We start from the raw sequence: 19,597 nt of genomic DNA, 5'->3' as shown, positions 1-19,597 counted from the left end.
ATGCCCGCGATTCGGCATCTTAGATGCCTACTGCCGGCGCGTGATTTGTAAAAGTACGCGATAGTAAGATCCGGCAGCGTTCAGCCTTTTTTTATGGATGATTCTTAAGAAGATTCATGGAGCCGCGGGAGCCGACTATTTCGTTCTTTTAGCCTGTGTATGCCCGCGATTCGGCATCTTAGATGCCTACTGCCGGCGCGTGATTTGTAAAAGTACGCGATAGTAAGATCCGGCAGCGTTCAGCCTTTTTTTATGGATGATTCTTAAGAAGATTCATGGAGCCGCGGGAGCCGACTATTTCGTTCTTTTAGCCGGTGCATGCCCGCGATTCGGCATCTTAGATGCCTACTGCCGGCGCGTGATTTGTAAAAGTACGCGATAGTAAGATCCGGCAGCGTTCAGCCTTTTTTCATGGATGATTCTTAAGAAGATTCGTGGAGCCGCGGGAGCCGACTATCTCGTTCTTTTAGCCGGTGCATGCCCGGTATTTGGCATCTTAGATGCCTTCTGCCGGCGCGTGATTTGTGGAAGTACTCGATAGTGAGGACCGGCAGCGTTCAGCCTTTTTTTCATGGATGATTCTTAAGAAGATTCATGGAGCCGCGGGAGCCGACTATTTCGTTCTTTTAACTGGTGCATGCCCGCGAATTGGCGCTTTCAGCGCCGAGAAAATAATTAAACGCGCTTTAAACAGCTCTTAAACAGTAATTAAACAATATCTGCCGGTGATAAGAGTTCGCCTACTGCCGGCATGCAAATTGTTGAATCTCGCAGTAGTGATCTCCGGCAACTCATCAGCTTTTATAAAGATAAGAACTATTCTGGCAATCGAATGATTGCCTACTGCCGGCGCATGATTTGTAAAAGTACGCGATAGTAAGATCCGGCAGCGTTCAGCTTCTATCTCTGTTACAAACAAGATCGGAATCTTCTTAGAGAGAGATCCCATTTTTTACGCGAACAATATCTGCAACAATGGCAAGGGCGATCTCTGCCGGTGTTTTACTGCCGATAGGAAGGCCGATCGGTGCGTGGATTCGAGCGAGATCACGCTCTTGATAATCGGTACATTCCCGTAGACGAGCTAGACGATGAGTACTATTGCGTTTTGACCCCATTGCGCCGATATAGAATGCCGGCGTTGCTAAAGCGGCGATCATTGTAAAATCATCAATGCGGGGATCATGCGTTAGTGAAAGAATCGCCGTCTGCTCCGAAGCACCCTCATTTTCAAGATAAGTTGCCGGAAAGGTCTTCAGGAGCGTCACCTTCTCAAGAAGTGGGCTATTCTCTAATTGGCGAAGTTCCTCTTCTCGATCATCAGCAACGATCACCTTAAAGCCTAGTGTCGTGGCAAAATCGATTGTGTAGAGGGCCACGGCGGAGATGCCGGCAATAAAGATTCGATTCTCAGCCTCTAAAGGAAGTGTAATTACGCCGTCGATCTCTTCAATCTGCGAAGAAGCTTCATCAGAGTGATCTGATAATTGTGCCGACTCCCCCAATATAACTCTTTTAATTAGCTTCTCTTTGCCGGTTAATGCGCGAGACATCGCTTGTAGATAGGTTCGATTGGTAGATGTGGGCGTAAGCCGTTCAAGTAGTACATCGATCGTCCCACCACAGGGCAGTTGCCGATTAGGGCGAAAGTGATCACTCATCTCACCATAGATAATGAGCTCACTCTGCTGTTGAAACCAATTTTGCTTAATTTTGGCAAGGAGATCCTCCTCGATACAACCGCCGGAGAGAGAGCCAACATACTCCCCACGAATATTAGCGGCAAAGAGCGCCCCAGGAGCGCGCGGTGCAGAGCCATAGGTGCGAATCACCGTACCTAGCCAAACAGTCTCCCCTTGAGTAAGCCACATCTCCGACGTCTCAATGACAAGTAGATCGAGTTGTTTCATTCTCTCCTCCGTGATGATTCCTTTTTGATGATCTGTAGATGGGATCTGATGCCATGATCTTTATAGTAATCTTTATAGTGATCGTTGTAGCGATTGTTATATTATTTTCTACATTCTATAGATGCGAGATTACCTTCTCTCCCATTTATAAAATTATCTTAAAATTATCGATTCACCCGAAGATAGGGCGCTGTATACCATTGATGATCGCCCGGTTTGGTGAGTAGATCTTCCGGGGTGTCGATATCCCAAATAACGCCGGGATCGAAGACGGAGATATTTCGAGTCATCTCCGGTTTTAGCAGCTTTTGTGCGCCTAGATCGCCGGAGAGTTGTGCTAATTCTGGAAAGAGCATCGATTTAAAGCCAACAGGATGCCCCGGCATATGATCAAAGAGCGGGCGAATAATAGGATGCTCCGACTTTTCAAGATACCCTTTGAGCAGAATTAGTGTCTCTGTTAAAAGATAGGGAAGATCCGCCGGCAGGATAAAGATCCCCTCTAAGACTTTAAAAGGAGCATCATCGGCAAGCAGTAGCGCTTTGGTCGCTAAACCGATACTCTCTCCTAAACCATCACTCTCGATGGTGAGGATATGGGGATGCAATGAGCGGGCGAGCGCTGTGACTTCCGGTTCTGCATGATTGGTGATAATCGCAATCTCCTCCTCTTTAAAGGCCCCTTTAACACGATTATAGGTGATCGTAAGAAGGGCTTCTTCAAATAGCGGGGGAGATACTAGCAGTTTATGTTGATTGCTCTCTGCTTTAAAACGGCGACTTAAGCCGGCAGCCATAATGAAGATACCAATAGTCATAGATCAGATTCCTTATTGCAGAGAGGCTCTCAGCAAGATTAGAGAAGCGGTGTACCGCCATGGAGAAATAGGCGGGTGCAGCCTAGAAAATGTGCATCGATAGAATCAATATAGACGTTCGCTACGTTAGGGACAACCTTTCGGCATGCTTATATTTTCAAAATCGGAATAATCGCGATTTTATGAGTGACTTAATGAAAATATATCAATAAAAATATATTAATAAAGATATATTGATAAAGATATATTAATGAATGGTCTTAATTGATGATATCAATGGATGATATCAATGAGGGAGATGAACTCTCTGGCTCTCTGACCCTCTAACTTTCTAATTTCCTAATTTCCTAACATCCAAGCTTCCTAGCTTCCTAACTCCATGCCTCGATAGCGCAGATGATCGAGCGGATGGCGTTTGACCTCCTGCTGATTTTCTTCTACTGGAGTATTATCATCCTCCTCCTCTTCTATAACAATCTCCTCACCAAGGAGAAAGGTGGTGATTGCGACAATATCTTCCGGCTTCATCTGTGAAGTACTCTCTTTAATGATCTGTGCCATAGGGCCTGAAGCTGTGGCTTGTGGCGCTTTCCCTGTTTTGAGGTAGCACTCTAGATCCTCTTGGGTCCAGCCATTTTCCACTAATCCATCCGGCGTAATATTGGGGGCGAAGAAACCTTCAAATTCTCCTCCTTCAAGGTAGCGATCTCGATCTAACTGCCCAAAGCGACCAGCGGGGGAGTGACACATACCGCAGTGGCTAATACCATTGACAAGATATTTACCACGCTCCCACGATTCCGATGCACCTTCCGAAAGAACGGGAAGCGGCTTTTGTCGCATAAAGAAGAGGTTCCAGAGCTTGAGTAAGAGACGCTGATTATAGGGAAAGGAGATCTGATCTTCAGGAGGCGCTTCATTGATCGCCGGCAGAGTCATAAAGTAGGCGTAGAGCGCATCGCTATCGGCGCGTGTAATATGTTGAAAATAGGGGTAGGGCATCGTTGGGTAGAGATTGCGTGCGGGGGGAGCGATCCCTTCTGTTAAGGCGCGGAAGAAGTTAATCTCGGTCCAGCGACCAATACCAAAGTCAGCAGAGGGCGTTAAATTACTGCCATAGAGCTCTCCAAAAGGGCTTTTAATCGCATTACCGCCAGAGAACGCATGTATTGGATTGGATGAATGGCAGGTAGCACAACTTCCAACAATGGCAAGATAACGCCCCTTTTCAACATTGGCTCTTGAGGGTTTATAGTACTGCTTCGTCGTTGTGGGAAGTTGCTGTTGTTGCAGAGTTAAGATGATGACCAATATTCCAAAGAGTAGAATTATTGAGATTAAGATTTTAAGCCATAATCGATTATCTTTTTTCCGTTCCATGGTTGTTAGGTTCCCATTATCTTTGCATCAATACTATTAAATGCGCTTTTAAATTTTAATAAGGCTTATTGAGTTTTATTAAGCCTTATTAAGCCTTATTAAGTCTTATTAACTCTTAAAGTATTCTGTTTCTATCCTCATTTAATTTAAATCCACTATTAATACTTGCCTAATAGGGTGTTTATATTTGTTTATATTGGTTAATTTATTATAGTAACGAACTCCCTGTTTGACTAATCAATTTACAAAAAATGCTTACAATATATACTCTTTTTTGAGAGGCGATTCTCTGAGCTATGATCTCTCGCTAAAGAGGGGGGTAGAAATTGGTAAAAAATCTATTTTAAGTCTATTTCAAGTCTATTTTTACGCTATTTTTGGTCTGTTTTAGAGCCGTTTTTAATCTTCTTGTTAACTTTATTGTTAACTTCATAAATAATAATTTGATTATTAAGATAAGTTGACAATAACATAAATTTTCATTAATTCTCTTGCTTGAGATCCTACTTTCTCAACTTTTACTTAACATTTACTATTATTTATCAATTATTTACAAATAAGGAGTGAGGAAGAGGTGAGGAGGGGTTGAGCTGGGAAGAGTGAAAAAATAAATAGCGTATTGAGAATTCTTTTAGCGGGTTATTCGTTGGGGATAGTGTATAGGCGGTGTAAACTATGGAGAATTGATCGTTAGGAGTAATAGGATGAAAGAGACATTAACAGATCCATTCGGTATAGAAGAGATATTGGCCAATCCCTTGGTGATTAAATATGGGATCGGTTTGGGGATACTATTGTTCGTCCTCTTTATCTACTTTATTATTCGTTTTATTGTGCGCAAAAAGCGTTGGACCACCAATGGCATCTTAAGTCACTTTATTTTGGGCGGGATATTAGCTTTTGCTGTCTTTATTCTCTCTCAATATCTACAGATGGCGCTGGTCGATTTCCATATTAAGGTGATTACGGCGAAGATGATTGTCATTACGCAGATGATCTTAATCGGCGCGATCTTAATTCAGACGCTCTTCTTTATGGTCAATAGCTTAGAGAAATCTCAGATCGAGAAGGGCGCTGATAAAACTTCGGCAAAGATTATTACCCGCGTTTTGAAGATTGTGATCTTCCTTATTGTTCTTCTTCTCTTTGGGGAGCATTTTGGTTTGAGTCTCTCCGGCTTGATGACCTTTGGCGGTATCGGTGGGATTGCGATCGGTTTTGCGAGTAAAGATGTCTTAAGTAACTTCTTCTCCGGCGTGATGCTCTTCTTTGAGCGCCCCTTTAATATCGGTGACTGGATCAACTCCCCAGATCGTAAGATTGAAGGGGTTGTTAAAGAGATCGGCTGGCGCAGTACCAAGATTATGACCTTTGATAATCGCCCGCTCTATATTCCTAATGCGCTCTTCTCCTCCATTAGTGTTGAGAACCCTGGGCGTATGACCAACCGCCGGATCAATACGGAGATCGGATTACGATATGAGGATTCCGATAAGGTCGCCGCGGTGGTGAATGATATCCGTACGATGTTACAACAGAATCCTAAAATCGATCTGACACAGACGCTCCTAGTCTACTTTAATGATTTTGGGGATTCTTCCCTCAATATTATGATCTACTGTTTTACCAAAACGGTGAAGTGGGCAGAGTGGTTAGAGGCGCAGCAGGAGGTCTATCTAAAGATTATTGAGATCGTCCATAAAAATGGGGCTGATTTTGCCGATACTACGCAACTTCTCTATCTCGATAATAATGAGGGTGCGCTTCAGGTGCAGATAAAGGAAGATCCTGCCATTACTCCTGCAATGAATAGAGCGGCAGTGGCTGATGCTCAAATCTCCACCGCAGGAGCTTCAAAGGTCGATTCCGCTTCCTCCGCTGCTCCGGCATCAAAGGGCCCTTCAAATCCTTAAAAGTGAATCTTTTAATGTTTGCCTAACGTTTGCCTAATTTTTGTTTAACGTTATTTAACGATATTTAATATAAATTAAAGCGCTGCAGAGATTGTTGTAGCGCTTTTTTTATGGCCGCTTCTGTCAGAAATGGCAGATTATCCCACTGTAGTAGTGTATTGCTATGTTGTTATAACAGTATGATATTAAAGACTATTTTTTCTATTTTGTGTCAAGTCCGTCCACTTTTTTAGAAAAAGATTTCGCAATATCTTATTGATTTATAAGAAGATATTTTGCGATTGCTTATTTTTACCCGCCTAAATTTGATAAAAAATGTTGCCGTAATTTTCGAACCATGATTAAGTGTTGGGGTAGGCAATAAATGTATATACAAATAATAAGAGATACATTGAGAGTTAACTGCCTGATTAATGGCGATATTTGAATCGTTCTATCGATCTAAAAGTTAGCTTTAGCATAAGTTTTAGGAGGGTATTTACAATTGACTAGACAATATCAGCGCCACTTTTCGGCGGAGATTGAGTTATCGAGATCAGCTGAGAGATCGCCTTATAACAATCATCTTCAAAATGCGTTACAGCGATGGATATAGCGCGGTGATCAAGCCATGATAAAACCCTGGTAAAAATTATGACAAGAAACATGGCAAGAATAAAAGTGAATACTACCCATAAGCACTAAGCAATCAGTACAAAGCATTAGCAGTCATCATAAATCATCAGAGAAGGGAACAACCCGCGGGTGAAGTTCCCCATAGAAGGAGAATTATATGTCACAACAATATATCAAGATTGATGGTCACTCATTAACGTTAGAGGATATTGTCCGTGTTGCGCGGGAAGATGCGCCGATAGAATTGAGTGCGTCAGCCATTGAAGAGGTGGAAAAATCACGTCAATTTGTCGATCAGTTAGTTGAATCGGGCGAAGCGGTTTACGGCATTACGACCGGATTTGGTAACTTTAGTACCGTACATATCTCCAAAGAGGAAGCGAAAGATCTGCAGAAGAATCTTATCATCAGCCACTCTTGCGGGATTGGTAATTGCTTTAGCCGTGAAGTGGTGCGTGCGATTATGTTACTGCGCATCAATAATCTTGCCAAAGGTTTCTCCGGCATCCGTTTAAGTACTCTGCAGACCTTGATTGAGATGCTCAATAGAGGCGTTCATCCCAAAATTTATGAGAAGGGCTCTCTTGGCGCAAGTGGCGATCTCGTACCGCTTGCTCATATGGTTCTACCGATGATTGGGGAAGGGGAAGCAGAATATGAGGGCGAGATGCTTGCCGGCCGTGAAGCGATGGCGTGTGCAGGGATTGAGCCGATTGAGCTTACCTCAAAAGAGGGATTAGCGCTCATCAATGGGACACAGGTGATGACGGCAGTAGGCGCGTTGACGGTTTTCGATTCAATCACGCTCCTTAAAGCGAGTGATATCGCCACAAGTTTAACAATTGAAGCACTCAACGGTATTACTGATCCTTTTATCCCTGAATTGCATGCACTTCGTCCTCATCCAGGGCAGAAGCAGGTTGCAGCGAATCTCTTAACGCTCCTTGCCGGCAGTGAAAGAACGACACATCAAGGGGATCTGCGCGTTCAAGATGCTTACTCTTTGCGCTGTGCCCCCCAAATTCAAGGTGCAAGCCATGATGCACTTAACTATGTGCGAGAGCGCGTTGAGATCGAGATCAACTCCGTAACCGATAACCCTATCATTCTGCGTGATAAGGGAATGGGGATCTCCGGTGGCCACTTCCATGGGCAACCGATGGCTCTTGCCTTCGACTTCTTAGGCATTGCTCTTGCAGAGATTGCCAATGTGAGTGAGCGCCGAATTGAACGCCTTGTGAATCCAGCTCTCAATAATGATCTTCCGGCATTCTTAACAGAGCAGGGTGGATTACACTCCGGCTATATGATTGTGCAATATGCGGCGGCCTCTCTCGTCTCTGAGAATAAGGTCTTAGCGCATCCGGCAAGTGTCGATTCGATTCCCTCATCTGCTAATCAGGAAGATCATGTCAGTATGGGAACCATTGCGGCACGTAAAGCGCGTGATATCTATCTCAATGCAAAATCTGTTGTGGGAATGGAGATGATGCTCGCATGTCAGGCGATCGATCTCAATCAGCGTGATGCCGGCAAAGCACTCGGAAAAGGGACGCAAGTTGCCTATGAAGCGATTCGCAAGCAAGTTGCACCTTTAGCGGAAGATCGTATCGCTTATGTTGATATGCATCGTGTGATCGATCTTATTAGTGAAGATTTGATCGCTCAGGTGGAGACAACATTGGGTAAGAAGCTAGATTAATTCTAGCTTTTCCCTCTGAATCTGAACCTGAATCAGAACATCAATTTAAATTTCAAGAGATCGCCGAATGCAGATAACCGGTGGCATCGGCACTCTTTTTTCGCATAAGGAGAAAAGTATCGATCGAGAGAAAGTATAAATAGATAGCAATTCCAATAAATTCAACCAATTTCATATGTAAAAAAATTATAATAATCGAACGCTTTTCGAAGCGAAATGAAAATTTAAGGAGGGGGAGAATATGGAAATTTTATTAAATCCAGTTCTTATTTCAGTAGTTTTGATGATTGTACTCTGTTTGATTAACGTTAATATTCTATTAGCGATTATGATCTCTGCAATCGTCGGTGGTTTAGTCGGTGGATTCGATATCAGTAAGACGATGGATCTGATCGTCTCGGGAATGGGAGGGCAGGCGAATACCGCTTTAAGTTACGTCCTGCTCGGCGCACTTGCCGGAGGTATTGCCCAGACAGGCTTGACCACCATTTTGTCCAATAAAATGGAGCGCGTAGTTGGAAAGCGCGGTAAGATCTTCTTGCTTATTTTAGCGGGAGTTGCGTGTCTTTCCCAAAACGTGATTCCGGTCCATATCGCCTTTATCCCCATTTTGATTCCACCACTTTTGAAGATGATGAATGATCTCAAGATGGATCGCCGGGCCGCCGCTTGCTGTTTAACCTTTGGGCTTAAAGCACCTTATGTTGCATTACCCCTTGGTTTTGGGCTTATCTTCCACGGTGTTGTTGCCGAGAATATGACGCTCAATGGGATGGAAGTGGCTAATACAGAAGTGTGGAAATATGTTTGGATTCCCGCATTGAGTATGGTGGTCGGCTTATTGATCGCGATCTTTATCAGCTATCGTAAAAAGCGTCATTATAAAAATCTTCCCATTATTGCTTCAAAAGAGTCGGCATTAGCAGTGACGGATCACTTCACGCTACAACATCTCGGCGCGATTTTAGGGGCGCTCAGTGCCTTTATTGTACAGCTCTGGACAGGTTCATTACCATTAGGGGCATTGATCGGTTTAGGGATTATGGTGCTCTTTAAAGCGATTCCATTTAAAGCGCAAGATAGTGCGATTTTAGATGGGGTAAGATTGATGGGTTTTATCGCCTTTGTAATGTTAATTGCATCAGGTTATGCGCATCTTTTAAGGGAGACAGGCGGGGTTGATCATATCGTTCAGGTTTCTAAAGATCTTGTAGGCGGTAGCCAATTCTGGGGCGCTGCGATGATGTTGATCGTCGGATTATTAGTCACCATGGGGATTGGAACCTCATTTGGGACAATTCCGATCATTGCCACTATCTACGTTCCCTTTAGTATCGCATTAGGATTCTCTGTAGAAGCAACAACGATGCTGATTGTCGTTGCCGCAGCACTTGGCGATGCCGGCTCACCTGCGTCAGATTCTACCTTAGGTCCTACTGCCGGATTGAATGCCGATGGTCAACATAACCATATCTGGGATACCTGTGTACCTACATTTTTACACTACAATATTCCCCTAATTATCGCGGGATTAGCGGGTGTGATGTTCTTTATGTAGAAAATATCGCTACCAAAGAGCAATAAAAGAGCCTTAGCAATGTGATCAATTTAAAAGTCACCTGCTAAGGCTTTTCTGTTTGAAATTTATTTTATAGTGTTGATGGAAGCGCCGGCTGAAGACCAACCCTAAAAATCAATCCTAAAGATCGCCATTCATGATCAGATCCTAACTATAGTGAGAATCGATCGGCTCTCCCTCATTATCTTTAGCATAGAGCAGATAGACCAATACCAATAAAAGTACCAAAGCGGGGAAGAAGAGCATCTTCTCATTAAAGTGCGCGGTAGCAATGGTGCCGATAAATCCGCCGAGGGCAAAGCCGGCAATTACATAGAAGAAGATCAAGCTCTTGATCAATGCATGAAGGCGCCCGACTAGCGTTAGCATTAAAAAGTTAAAAGCCTCCTGCAACACCGGCGTAATAGCGACATTACCGTAGGTCATGCCATCCACTTTATGAAAGGCATTTCCCTGCATGCCGGCAATAAAGGAGATAATAAGGCAGATATGGGTAATGGTGAGGTAGCCATCTAAAATGCCGGTCCCTAAGATCGTCAGAAGCAATACCTCAAAAGAGAGAATCACAAAAGCCCAAGTCTTCCGGCGTTCCTCTTCCAGATAGGCGATAAACGCAGTTGTCATCGAGCCCAATCCAAAAGCGATCCCAACCCAGATAATCCGCCTAAACTGCTCCCAATCGCCCGTTGCCGCACTATCTCCAAGAAGAATAAAGTTCCCCGATTGCAGTGTGCTAAATGCCTTAATTTTATGGTAGGTATATCCATTTAAACAGCCCGCAATCAGCGCCAAAATAAACGCCATCATCGGCGATTCCACCACCGGCGTCTTTGGCGTTCTAATGGGATTGAGTATCTTTTCAAAACGCATCTTCAGTGCCATCCTCTATCAAATAGGCAAGATCGAAAATCGACCGCGCCGGCAATCTCTATAAAAAGACCATATCAGATTATGATTACCATTATATCGGATTTAATAGATCCCAATAATTGATCATTGATAGTATCGGCAGTTTGTCTTGAGCTTAATTGATAGAGGGCATTGTTTTTAATACTTCAGCAAGCCTTTGAGCAAAGAGAAGAATCTCTTCCTCTGTATTGAATCTGCCGATCCCGATACGAATCGCGCTTTGGATTCGCTCTTCAGAAAGACCTAATGCTTCAAGAACATAAGATGATTGAATGATGCCGGCGTTACAGGCTGATCCGGTAGAAATTGCAAAATCAGGCTGCAATTTTTGGACAACAAGATCATTAGAATAGCCCAATAGGGAGATATTAAGATTTCCGGGATGTCGGTGTTGCATCGATCCATTAATCGCAAAAGAGATACCTTCTTGATGAAGTGCACTAATTAGAAGGGTTCTTAGGTTTTCTAATTTTATCTTTTCTGATTCCCGCAAGTAATCCATTTTAGCGATAGCAAGACCCATCGCATCACATAAGTGGGGAGAGATAGTGCCTGAGCGGAGATTTTCCTGTTGCAAGCCACCATGAATAAGAGGGGTAGGCTTCATTGTTAACATTGAGTCGACGATTAATACACCAACGCCAATCGGTGCATATATCTTATGCCCTGAGATGCTGAGTAGATCGATATTGCTTTCAATAATATCAATTTTATCATATCCAGCTTGTGCAGCATCGACATGAAATATTGCGCCAAATTTTCGGCAGAGAGCTCCTATTTTTGATATCGGTTGAATAGTTCCAATCTCATTATTCACGGCCATTACTGAAACCATAAGAACATCTTCTGAAAGCATTGCTTCTAATGTATATAGATCGATTATTCCATCTTCATTAACTGGGATAATCTCTACTTCATAATTAAATAGTTCTTTTGCAAACTGTACTGTATTTAAAACACATTTATGTTCAATTGCTGAAATTAATATTTTTTTTCTGTTATTAGAACTTAATACAGCAGATTGAATCGTCCCCATAATCGCATGATTATTAGCCTCACTTGCTCCTGATGTAATGACAATATCGTTAGGAAGGGCATTGTAGATAGTTGCGATATTTTCTTTCGTCTCTTCATATATTTTATTAGCTTTCCAACCAAAAGCATGATTAGAAGAGGGGTTTGCGATAGACCGATCTAATAGTAAGGCATTGATTCGCTCGATTATTTCAGGGTCGCAAGGGGTCGTTGCATTGTTATCTAGATAGATCATGATTCATAACCTTTTGCTGTATAAATAACTAAAATTACAGAAAAGTAATTTTTTTTAATGTAATATTGAGTTTCTGGAACGGAGTTCCAGAAAAGAGACATTTAGTAATTTTGCTATGATTTTGATTTTAGAACGGGTAGTTTCAATGTTAAGAATACCTCAACAAGATGTAAAGCGCCCTATATTTTCAGGGCATGAAACCTTTCCTATGCGTTACGGATGGCTTAAAAAAAGCTTTGATGCATTGAAAAATGCGGAAGAACGAGGAGAGAATGCAAAAGATGTTTTTTCTGCAAATGAAGCAATTGCACAATTTGGGGTAGGAAAAAATATGGTCGGCTCTATGCGACATTGGTGCAATGTTTCAGGATTAGTCGATGATAATGTATTAACTGATTTTGCAAAAGAGATTTTTGACGATAATGGTTTTGATCCCTTTTTAGAAAATCCTATGACGTTATGGATTTTGCATTATACACTCGCAACTAATCCGCAATTAGTAACCTATTATTGGTATTTTAATATTAATAACTCTTTGAATTTAGATCGTAAAACATTACAAAATGAGGTTGTTAATTATTGTAATAAAGAAGGATATACGGTTCCTTCAGCAACAACATTGAAACGTGATGTTGAGTGTATTATTCGTCTCTATATGTATCGAGCTTCGCAAAATACAGATAATGCGGTTGAATCTCCTTTAACTGAATTAAGCTTGATTGTTCCTATTCATAAGCAAGGTTTCTTTGCGAGTAATCGAGGTGCAAAACCAACATTGCCGGCAGTACTTTTCTGGTCTGCTGTTTTCCAGTGTTGGAAGGTTCGTTATGAGAATCAAAAAACTTTAAGTTTGAGTGTTTTAGCATATGAGCCATTAAGTCCAGGTCGAGTATTCCTGTTAGATGAGAATAGTATTGTCAGTTATATCTATGAAACTTCAGATCTTTTTAAAGATCAGGTTGAGTGGTCAGAGACTGCGGGACTACGCCAATTGGCACTAAAAGGGAGAACTCAATTAGAGCATTTGATTGAGAAGTGTGATGAGCTAGTAAGGGAAGTATATAGAGATGGAATCTAAGAACTTTTTTAATAAGTATGTGAAGATTAATGAGAACTTCAAAAAATCAACAAACTTAAGCCATGATAAGGGAAATACTTTATTCTTAAAGGACTTTATCCTTTCCCCCTCGAATCAAGAAAACTTAGAGTATATTGTGAGCGCTACCCAAAACGGGCAGGGCGCATTTACTTTTACAGGACCTTATGGCTCGGGAAAATCGAGCTTTGCGCTCTTTTTAAGTGAGTTATTAGCTTCAAGTAATAAAGAAGCTTATAAGATCTGTTATGAGAAGATTACTAATCAGGATTTGCAAAAAAATTCTTATATTTCATCTTCTAAGAAGAGAACTATTATACCGGTAGTGGGCGAGCCAATTTCGCCGCTATTGCTTTTATCTAATGCTTTAGGCTGTGAGCCGACATCTCACGCAATCTTAGAAGATATTCGTCAACGTATCGCAAAAGATGATGGTTTTATTCTAATTGTGGATGAGATGGGGAAATTGCTAGAACATAGTACATTAGATTCTCATCATGATATCTATTTATTTCAACAGATTGCTGAATTAGCTAATAATAGCGATGGTCGCTTTATCTTTATTGGCATTTTGCATCAAAGTTTTATTGAGTATGCATCAGGCCTTAATAAAAACACTCAAGATGAGTGGTATAAAATTCATGGGCGTTTTTCAGATTTAGTTATTGATACTTCAAATGAGGAGAAATTAGACCTCATTGGTAAGACAATTACTTATAAAGAGAAGCCAAAGAATCTCGATTCAGCTTTAACTGAAGCAACAATCGAGACGATCAAGAAAAATAGACCTATCAATGAAATAAGTTACAAAGAGCTTTTATCTGCATGTTGGCCTTTAAATCCGATCATAGCGCTTCTTTTAGGGCCGCTTTCACTAAAGAGCTTTGGCCAAAACCAGAGAAGTATTTTTACTTTCTTAAGCTCAGAAGAGCCGGGGAGTTTCCAAAACTTTTTAAATAGTACGCCTTATAGTGAAAATAAACTCTATGGGATTGATCGCTTTTGGGAGTACATTAAGAGTAATTTCGACTTTGTTCTCTCTAGATCGGCAGATTCTCGACGTTGGATCTTAGCTCAAGAGGTTCTCGATAAACTGTATGCTCAGGCTTCAGTATCAAAGATTGATGTTGAGTTAGCCGCTACTATTTTAAAGCTTATCTCTTTATTGGAGATCTTCAGAGGGAATACAGGTTTAGTTGCTTCTAATAAGATTATTAGATCTCTCTTTATCTCAAATCAGAAAGATGAGAATGATCTTTTTAGTTTAAGTAGCAGTGACATTGATGAAACATTAGAAAAATTGTGTGATCTCTCATTAATTCGAGAGGCTTATGATAAGAGCGGTTATGTTCTGTTCGATGGTAGTGACTTTGATATTGATGCAGCTCTTACAGATGCATTACAACAGGTTGTTAGTGTTGATTATGTGAAGTTAAATAAGATTGCATCTTTTCAGCCTATTGTTGCTAAAAAACATTATCACGAAACCGGGACAATGCGTTGGATGGAACTCTCTTTAATCCCATTTAATGTTTGGCAAGAGCAGAAAGGAAAGATAAAAGCTAAGCTCGATAATACGAAATTCGGTGCTTGGATTATCCTTATTCCAGAAACTAAAACAGAATATGATGTTGCAAAATTAGCACTCCAAGAACGTGATAACTTTAATAAAACACAACCTATTGTTTTAAGTTTAACTCCACATTTTGAAGTTATTAATAATTATGCAAAAGAGTTGCTTGCGCTTGAATGGATTGAAAAGAATACTCCAAGTTTGATTGGTGACCGAATTGCGCGTCATGAAATTGAAAATAGAAAGAGCCATTTGAGTCTTGCGATACGTGAAATTATTGCAGACTTAAAGAGAGAAACTGAGTGGTATACTGACAAATTAATTGGAAAGCTTAGTGATGCTTCTATGAGTAGAGTTGCATCTGATTTGGCAACTGAAGCTTTCAGTAAGTCTTTATCAATTCATACAGAGCTTCTTAACAATAATAAGCCTTCAGGAAGTGCTAATGGAGCAGTAAATGCCTTGTTAAGACGAATGGTGCTTAATAGAGGGGAGAAGGATCTCGGCTTTGAAGAAGGTAAATATCCGGCAGAGTGGGGACTTTATAAGATCCTTTTAGAGCAGACTGGAATTTATCAGAAACAGTATGGTAGTGAGTATTATCTATTAGGAATGCCTAAAGACTCTAAATTATTACAGTTGTGGGATGATACAGATCTTTTCCTTGCTGAGAGGGATAAATGTACAGTCAAAGAGATTTACAAATTCTGGGAGCAGTCTCCGTACGGCATTAAAAAGGGATTACATTCATCTCTATTTCTAACTTATATCCTCAGTAAAGAAGGAAATATTGCCGCTTATTTACAAGGTATGTACTTGCCGGAGATTTCAGAGCTTTTTGTCGATTATTTAATTAAAGAATCAAATGATGTAGAGATTAAATATATCGATATGAGTGAAAGTCGCCAAGATTATGTGCGACAGTTGCATCATGATTTAAGTAAAGAGTTTAAGTCATTTAAATATTGTCAGCCCAATACATTAGATATCTCGCGGAAGTTAGTTGCTTTCATTAATAATCTTAATCCATGGATTATGCGCACTAAGAAGTTAACACGTCCGACGATGAGATTAAGAGATCTTTTAAAAGGTGCGAGCGATCCGAATAAACTCATTTTTGAAGATATTGCTAATCTCTATAATTTACCGATAGATAATTTAGATAAAGAAGGTCTACGACCATTGATCGATTCTTTAAAAGAGTTAGAAGATGCATATCCTAATTTGATTAATAATCTGTCAGGAGTTCTTTATACTGCTTTGCAGATTGATCCTGACTCGATTGATTTAGAAGCATTACATCAAAGGGCTGAAAGTGTTAATCATGTTACAGGAGACTTTAGAATTGATGCGTTAGCATCGCGCTTATCAGTTTTTGATCCTAATAATAGAGAAGATATTGCCGGCATTGCGAGTTTAGCGGCAAATAAGCCAATTAGAGATTGGATCGATTTAGATGTTGAAAGAGCGGTTATAGAGCTTGGTGTATTATGTGATGGCTTTAAGCGAGCAGAGCTCTATACCCACTTAAAAGGGCGTCCAAGTAGTCGGCGTTCATTTGTTGTTATGTCTTCTTTTAATGGTGAAGATATTCAACAAGATATTGATTTTTCACTACCTGCTGAAGCTGTACCAGCTATTGATACAATCAAAAAGGCAGTGAGAGAAAAGCTAGTAGATAAGTATGATATTGATGTCCTAAGAGCAGCTCTATTGGAGCTGAGTTTAGAGTTATCTGAAGAAAAATAGGGAATATTAAAATGGAAAAAGTTAAACATGTATTAGGTATCTCGGGCGGAAAAGATAGTGCTGCTTTAGCGGTTTATATGCGTGATAACTATCCAGATATTGATATAGACTACTTTTTTACAGATACCGGTAAAGAGCTTCCTGAAGTTTATGAATACCTCTCTAAATTAGAGGGGTATTTAGGAAAACCTATTTTAAGGATTAATCCTGATCGAGATTTTGATTTTTGGTTAATGCAACATAATAACTATCTGCCATCACCGCAGGCGCGTTGGTGTACGATCAAAATGAAGCTAAAGCCTTTTGAGGATTGGGTAAAACCTTTTTTAGATGATGGTTATACCGTCTATTCTTATGTCGCTATTAGAGGGGATGAAGATTATCGAGAGGGATATCGAGCTAAGCAAGATAACTTATACGTTAAGCTTCCATTTCGTGAGGATGGTTTAGATAAACAAGATATTATTAATATCCTGGAGTATTCAGGATTAGGAATGCCAGATTATTATAAATGGCGCTCTCGAAGTGGTTGTACTTTCTGTTTCTTCCAAAGAAAGATCGAGTGGGTAGGGCTATTAGAGCGTCATCCAGAAGCGTTTGAAGAAGCGAAAGCATATGAAAAACATGCTATGGAAAACCAAAGCCCATTTACTTGGTCTGAAAGAGAATCTTTAGAGGAATTAGCTCAGCCAGAAAGAATCGCTCAGATTAAAGCCGACTATGAAAGAAGATTGGAGCGAGCTAAAGCAAGAAGAATTGCTAACCCGCTCCAAGAAAATGAAGTAATAGACCTTGATGAACTATATGGAACATCTAAGGGCTGTTTGGCCTGCCATAAGTAGTTTTAGAATGAAAAATCTACGGCTTTATTAAAAGTATCAATTAAAAACTCTTTTCTTTTCTCGAAAAAGTTTTTATTAGGTACTTTTTTGTTATAGCTGTCATTTACATGGTTATTACTATCTTCAAGAAGTTCTTTAGTTTTTGTTGTTAAGTAATGATTTTCAAGCCCTGCTTCTTTTAAAGATTCAAAAACTTTTTCCATTGGAGAATTTGATTTTCGTCTATTTTCAGAACTAGTTAAGATCATCATATTTCCAAGTTGATTGATAATAGATTCTCTATCTGGATCTGAGAAATATAGATAAGGAGTATCACTATTAATTTTGATCGGCTCCATGTGATCAACGTCCAAGTTTAAAACATGTTCTTTTTGTAATTTAGTATAGAACGATTTTGATTGTCTTAGTTCACCAGAATCTGTCATTTCTAGTTGGAGGGCATGAGCAAAAAGCATGCGGAGCTTAAATGTATTTGAAGGTGTGTATGTCCATGTTCTCAGCCAGTTTAAAAATTGAAAATCTACTTCTTTTTTTAATTCAATACTAATTTCTTGGATATGAAGCTTGTCTGAGTGAAGACAGTTTTTCTTAAGTAAGGAAGATGAATGTCTTAAAACGGGCTTATAATCTTTAGCTTTCATCGCTAACATCCAAATATTAGCAACCTGTTTTTCTATCTTTTCTGGTAGTTTTTCATGTAAAAACTCTACGGCATATTTTTTTATTTTCGCTGGATTGAAATCTGTAATGTTCTTTTCTGTTTTTAAGTAATTGAAAATAAATGAGAAAAGACCTGCTAAAACAGTATCTTGTTTTAATGCTTTTAATAAATGTATGGTTTTATCTAAAATCGTTGAATCACCATAGGCGGATTGATACGCTTTATTTTTTTCAGATCGATATCTAGTACCTGCTTCATTAAGGAATATCTCGCATGCCTGAAATATGTTGAAATCTCTTTTAAAGTTATCAACGCTATACGCGTTATCACTATTAAATTGCATTAAGTATTTTTTATTAATGGAGTCACGAATGAATTTATCAGGCTGTTTAATTGATAAACTGGTATCTCCTGTTATATAACTTACTCCTAAAAAGACTATTAGTTTTTTGGCGCTTTCCGGTAAAGATTTCTTAAAGATCTCATCGTACCATTGATCATCTAGTTCTGATATATATTGATCTTTTTTAATATCATTGGATGGATTGTTTAAAACAAAATTACGATAAAATTGATTTTTCAATAAATCCAAATTATCAAGAGCTAATGACCTATCATTTAAAACTTCAAAGAGAGTATAAGCATCATCGGTATTCCCTGTTTCAATGACACAAAAGTGGATGTTTTCTAGAAAGTTATCCATTTCAGCGACTATTTTTTCTGCAATAGAAAAACTGTTTAGTTTTTTGTCATTGTTTTCACTATTTACAATTGTGTTAAACGTATTAAATATTGTTTCTATTGCATTAATATAGTTACTAGTGCTTTTTTTGAGTTCTTTTTCCTCATCTTCATAATCTAAAATATTTAGCTGTGGTCTTGGTAATTGGGAGTGAAGAGTGATAGAAACTCTGGCCAAAGCATCTGTTAGAAGAGAGTTAAAGTAAGATCGATCATACTCTAATGTTGTGGGCTGATTTGAAAACATTTTCTTTAATAGTTCTTGATGTTTAGCGAAATAAACTTGAGAGTCCAGTTCTCTTTCATCTAGTGGCATTTTTGCATACTTCAAAAACTTATTTAGTAGATCTGATTCTGCATCTTCAGGTTCAACATAGTTTGAAGAAAATTCTTGATATTCTTCTAAATCAGAACCTTCATTATTTAGGTATTTTTGAGCTTTTATTAGAGATAATAATAGGCTGTCGTGCCTTCTTTGCAAAGAAGATTGGGTATTTGTTTCTCTAACCATTACTCTGAGTAGTAAAAAGCGTAAGAAATTGACTAGAAATATTGTTGTAAAGCGTTGTTGTCCATCTATTAAATCAAACTGTTTTTTATCATCATCTTTTACAGTAACAATTGAACCAGCAAAATACTGGTTGTTAGTGTTATTTTTATTTTGATGCCAGTCTTCAATTAATTGTGCAACATGATCAGCCCCCCATTTATAGGGTCTTTGGTAATGGGGAATGACAATTTTATATCTTTCATAGCTGTCATTTCCTTTTTTTTGTCCACAAATAATGCCTTCAAAATTTCTAATCTCAGCACCTTTCAAATCCATAACTTCTTTCCTT

12 protein-coding genes are annotated in these 19,597 nt (G+C 39.7%); 6 read left to right on the top strand and 6 right to left on the bottom strand.

Features of this window, described 5'->3' with window-relative positions:
• Positions 1–932: 932 nt before the first annotated feature.
• The 3 genes from DC077_RS10155 to DC077_RS10145 form a co-directional block, all read right to left on the bottom strand.
• Positions 933–1,910, bottom strand: coding sequence for an XdhC family protein (locus DC077_RS10155; protein WP_109202431.1), 978 nt, complete (start codon positions 1,908–1,910; stop codon positions 933–935).
• A gap of 164 nt (positions 1,911–2,074) precedes the next feature.
• A complete protein-coding gene (locus DC077_RS10150) occupies positions 2,075–2,728 on the bottom strand; it encodes a nucleotidyltransferase family protein (protein ID WP_109202430.1) in 654 nt (217 codons plus the stop codon).
• 363 nt (positions 2,729–3,091) lie between these two features.
• A complete protein-coding gene (locus DC077_RS10145) occupies positions 3,092–4,108 on the bottom strand; it encodes a c-type cytochrome (protein ID WP_109202429.1) in 1,017 nt (338 codons plus the stop codon).
• Between the two features lie 704 nt (positions 4,109–4,812).
• Here DC077_RS10145 and DC077_RS10140 point away from each other — a divergent pair.
• The 3 genes from DC077_RS10140 to DC077_RS10130 all read left to right on the top strand — a co-directional run bounded on the left by DC077_RS10140 (position 4,813) and on the right by DC077_RS10130 (position 9,896).
• On the top strand, positions 4,813–6,021 hold the full coding sequence (locus tag DC077_RS10140; RefSeq protein ID WP_109202428.1) for a mechanosensitive ion channel family protein: 1,209 nt from the start codon (positions 4,813–4,815) through the stop codon (positions 6,019–6,021).
• 772 nt (positions 6,022–6,793) lie between these two features.
• On the top strand, positions 6,794–8,338 hold the full coding sequence (hutH, locus tag DC077_RS10135; RefSeq protein WP_109218021.1) for a histidine ammonia-lyase: 1,545 nt from the start codon (positions 6,794–6,796) through the stop codon (positions 8,336–8,338).
• A gap of 241 nt (positions 8,339–8,579) precedes the next feature.
• Complete coding sequence (locus DC077_RS10130) at positions 8,580–9,896, top strand: Na+/H+ antiporter family protein (RefSeq protein WP_109218020.1); 1,317 nt, start codon at positions 8,580–8,582, stop codon at positions 9,894–9,896.
• 168 nt (positions 9,897–10,064) lie between these two features.
• Here the strand turns inward: DC077_RS10130 and DC077_RS10125 are convergent, their stop codons facing one another.
• The gene (locus tag DC077_RS10125; RefSeq protein WP_109202425.1) at positions 10,065–10,787 is read right to left on the bottom strand and encodes a YoaK family protein; all 723 of its coding nucleotides are present in this window, start codon (positions 10,785–10,787) and stop codon (positions 10,065–10,067) included.
• A 154-nt stretch (positions 10,788–10,941) separates the two neighbouring features.
• The gene (locus tag DC077_RS10120) at positions 10,942–12,096 is read right to left on the bottom strand and encodes a cysteine desulfurase family protein (protein WP_109218019.1); all 1,155 of its coding nucleotides are present in this window, start codon (positions 12,094–12,096) and stop codon (positions 10,942–10,944) included.
• Between the two features lie 145 nt (positions 12,097–12,241).
• Between DC077_RS10120 and DC077_RS10115 the strand changes: the two genes are divergently transcribed.
• From DC077_RS10115 to DC077_RS10105, 3 genes are all read left to right on the top strand, one after another.
• Complete coding sequence (locus DC077_RS10115; protein ID WP_157953537.1) at positions 12,242–13,174, top strand: DUF4007 family protein; 933 nt, start codon at positions 12,242–12,244, stop codon at positions 13,172–13,174.
• Positions 13,175–13,640: 466 nt separating this feature from the next.
• A complete protein-coding gene (locus DC077_RS10110; protein ID WP_157953536.1) occupies positions 13,641–16,514 on the top strand; it encodes a hypothetical protein in 2,874 nt (957 codons plus the stop codon).
• 11 nt (positions 16,515–16,525) lie between these two features.
• The gene (locus tag DC077_RS10105; protein ID WP_094567806.1) at positions 16,526–17,356 is read left to right on the top strand and encodes a phosphoadenosine phosphosulfate reductase domain-containing protein; all 831 of its coding nucleotides are present in this window, start codon (positions 16,526–16,528) and stop codon (positions 17,354–17,356) included.
• Between the two features lie 2 nt (positions 17,357–17,358).
• Here DC077_RS10105 and DC077_RS10100 read toward each other — a convergent pair whose 3' ends face one another.
• Complete coding sequence (locus tag DC077_RS10100; RefSeq protein ID WP_109218017.1) at positions 17,359–19,584, bottom strand: DUF262 domain-containing protein; 2,226 nt, start codon at positions 19,582–19,584, stop codon at positions 17,359–17,361.
• Positions 19,585–19,597: the final 13 nt, after the last annotated feature.

The organism is Ignatzschineria cameli (genome assembly GCF_003121895.1).
Taxonomy (GTDB): Bacteria; Pseudomonadota; Gammaproteobacteria; order Cardiobacteriales; family Wohlfahrtiimonadaceae; genus Ignatzschineria; species Ignatzschineria cameli.
Note: the sequence above shows the minus strand (reverse complement) of the source record. Positions and strands in the feature narration are given on the sequence as shown.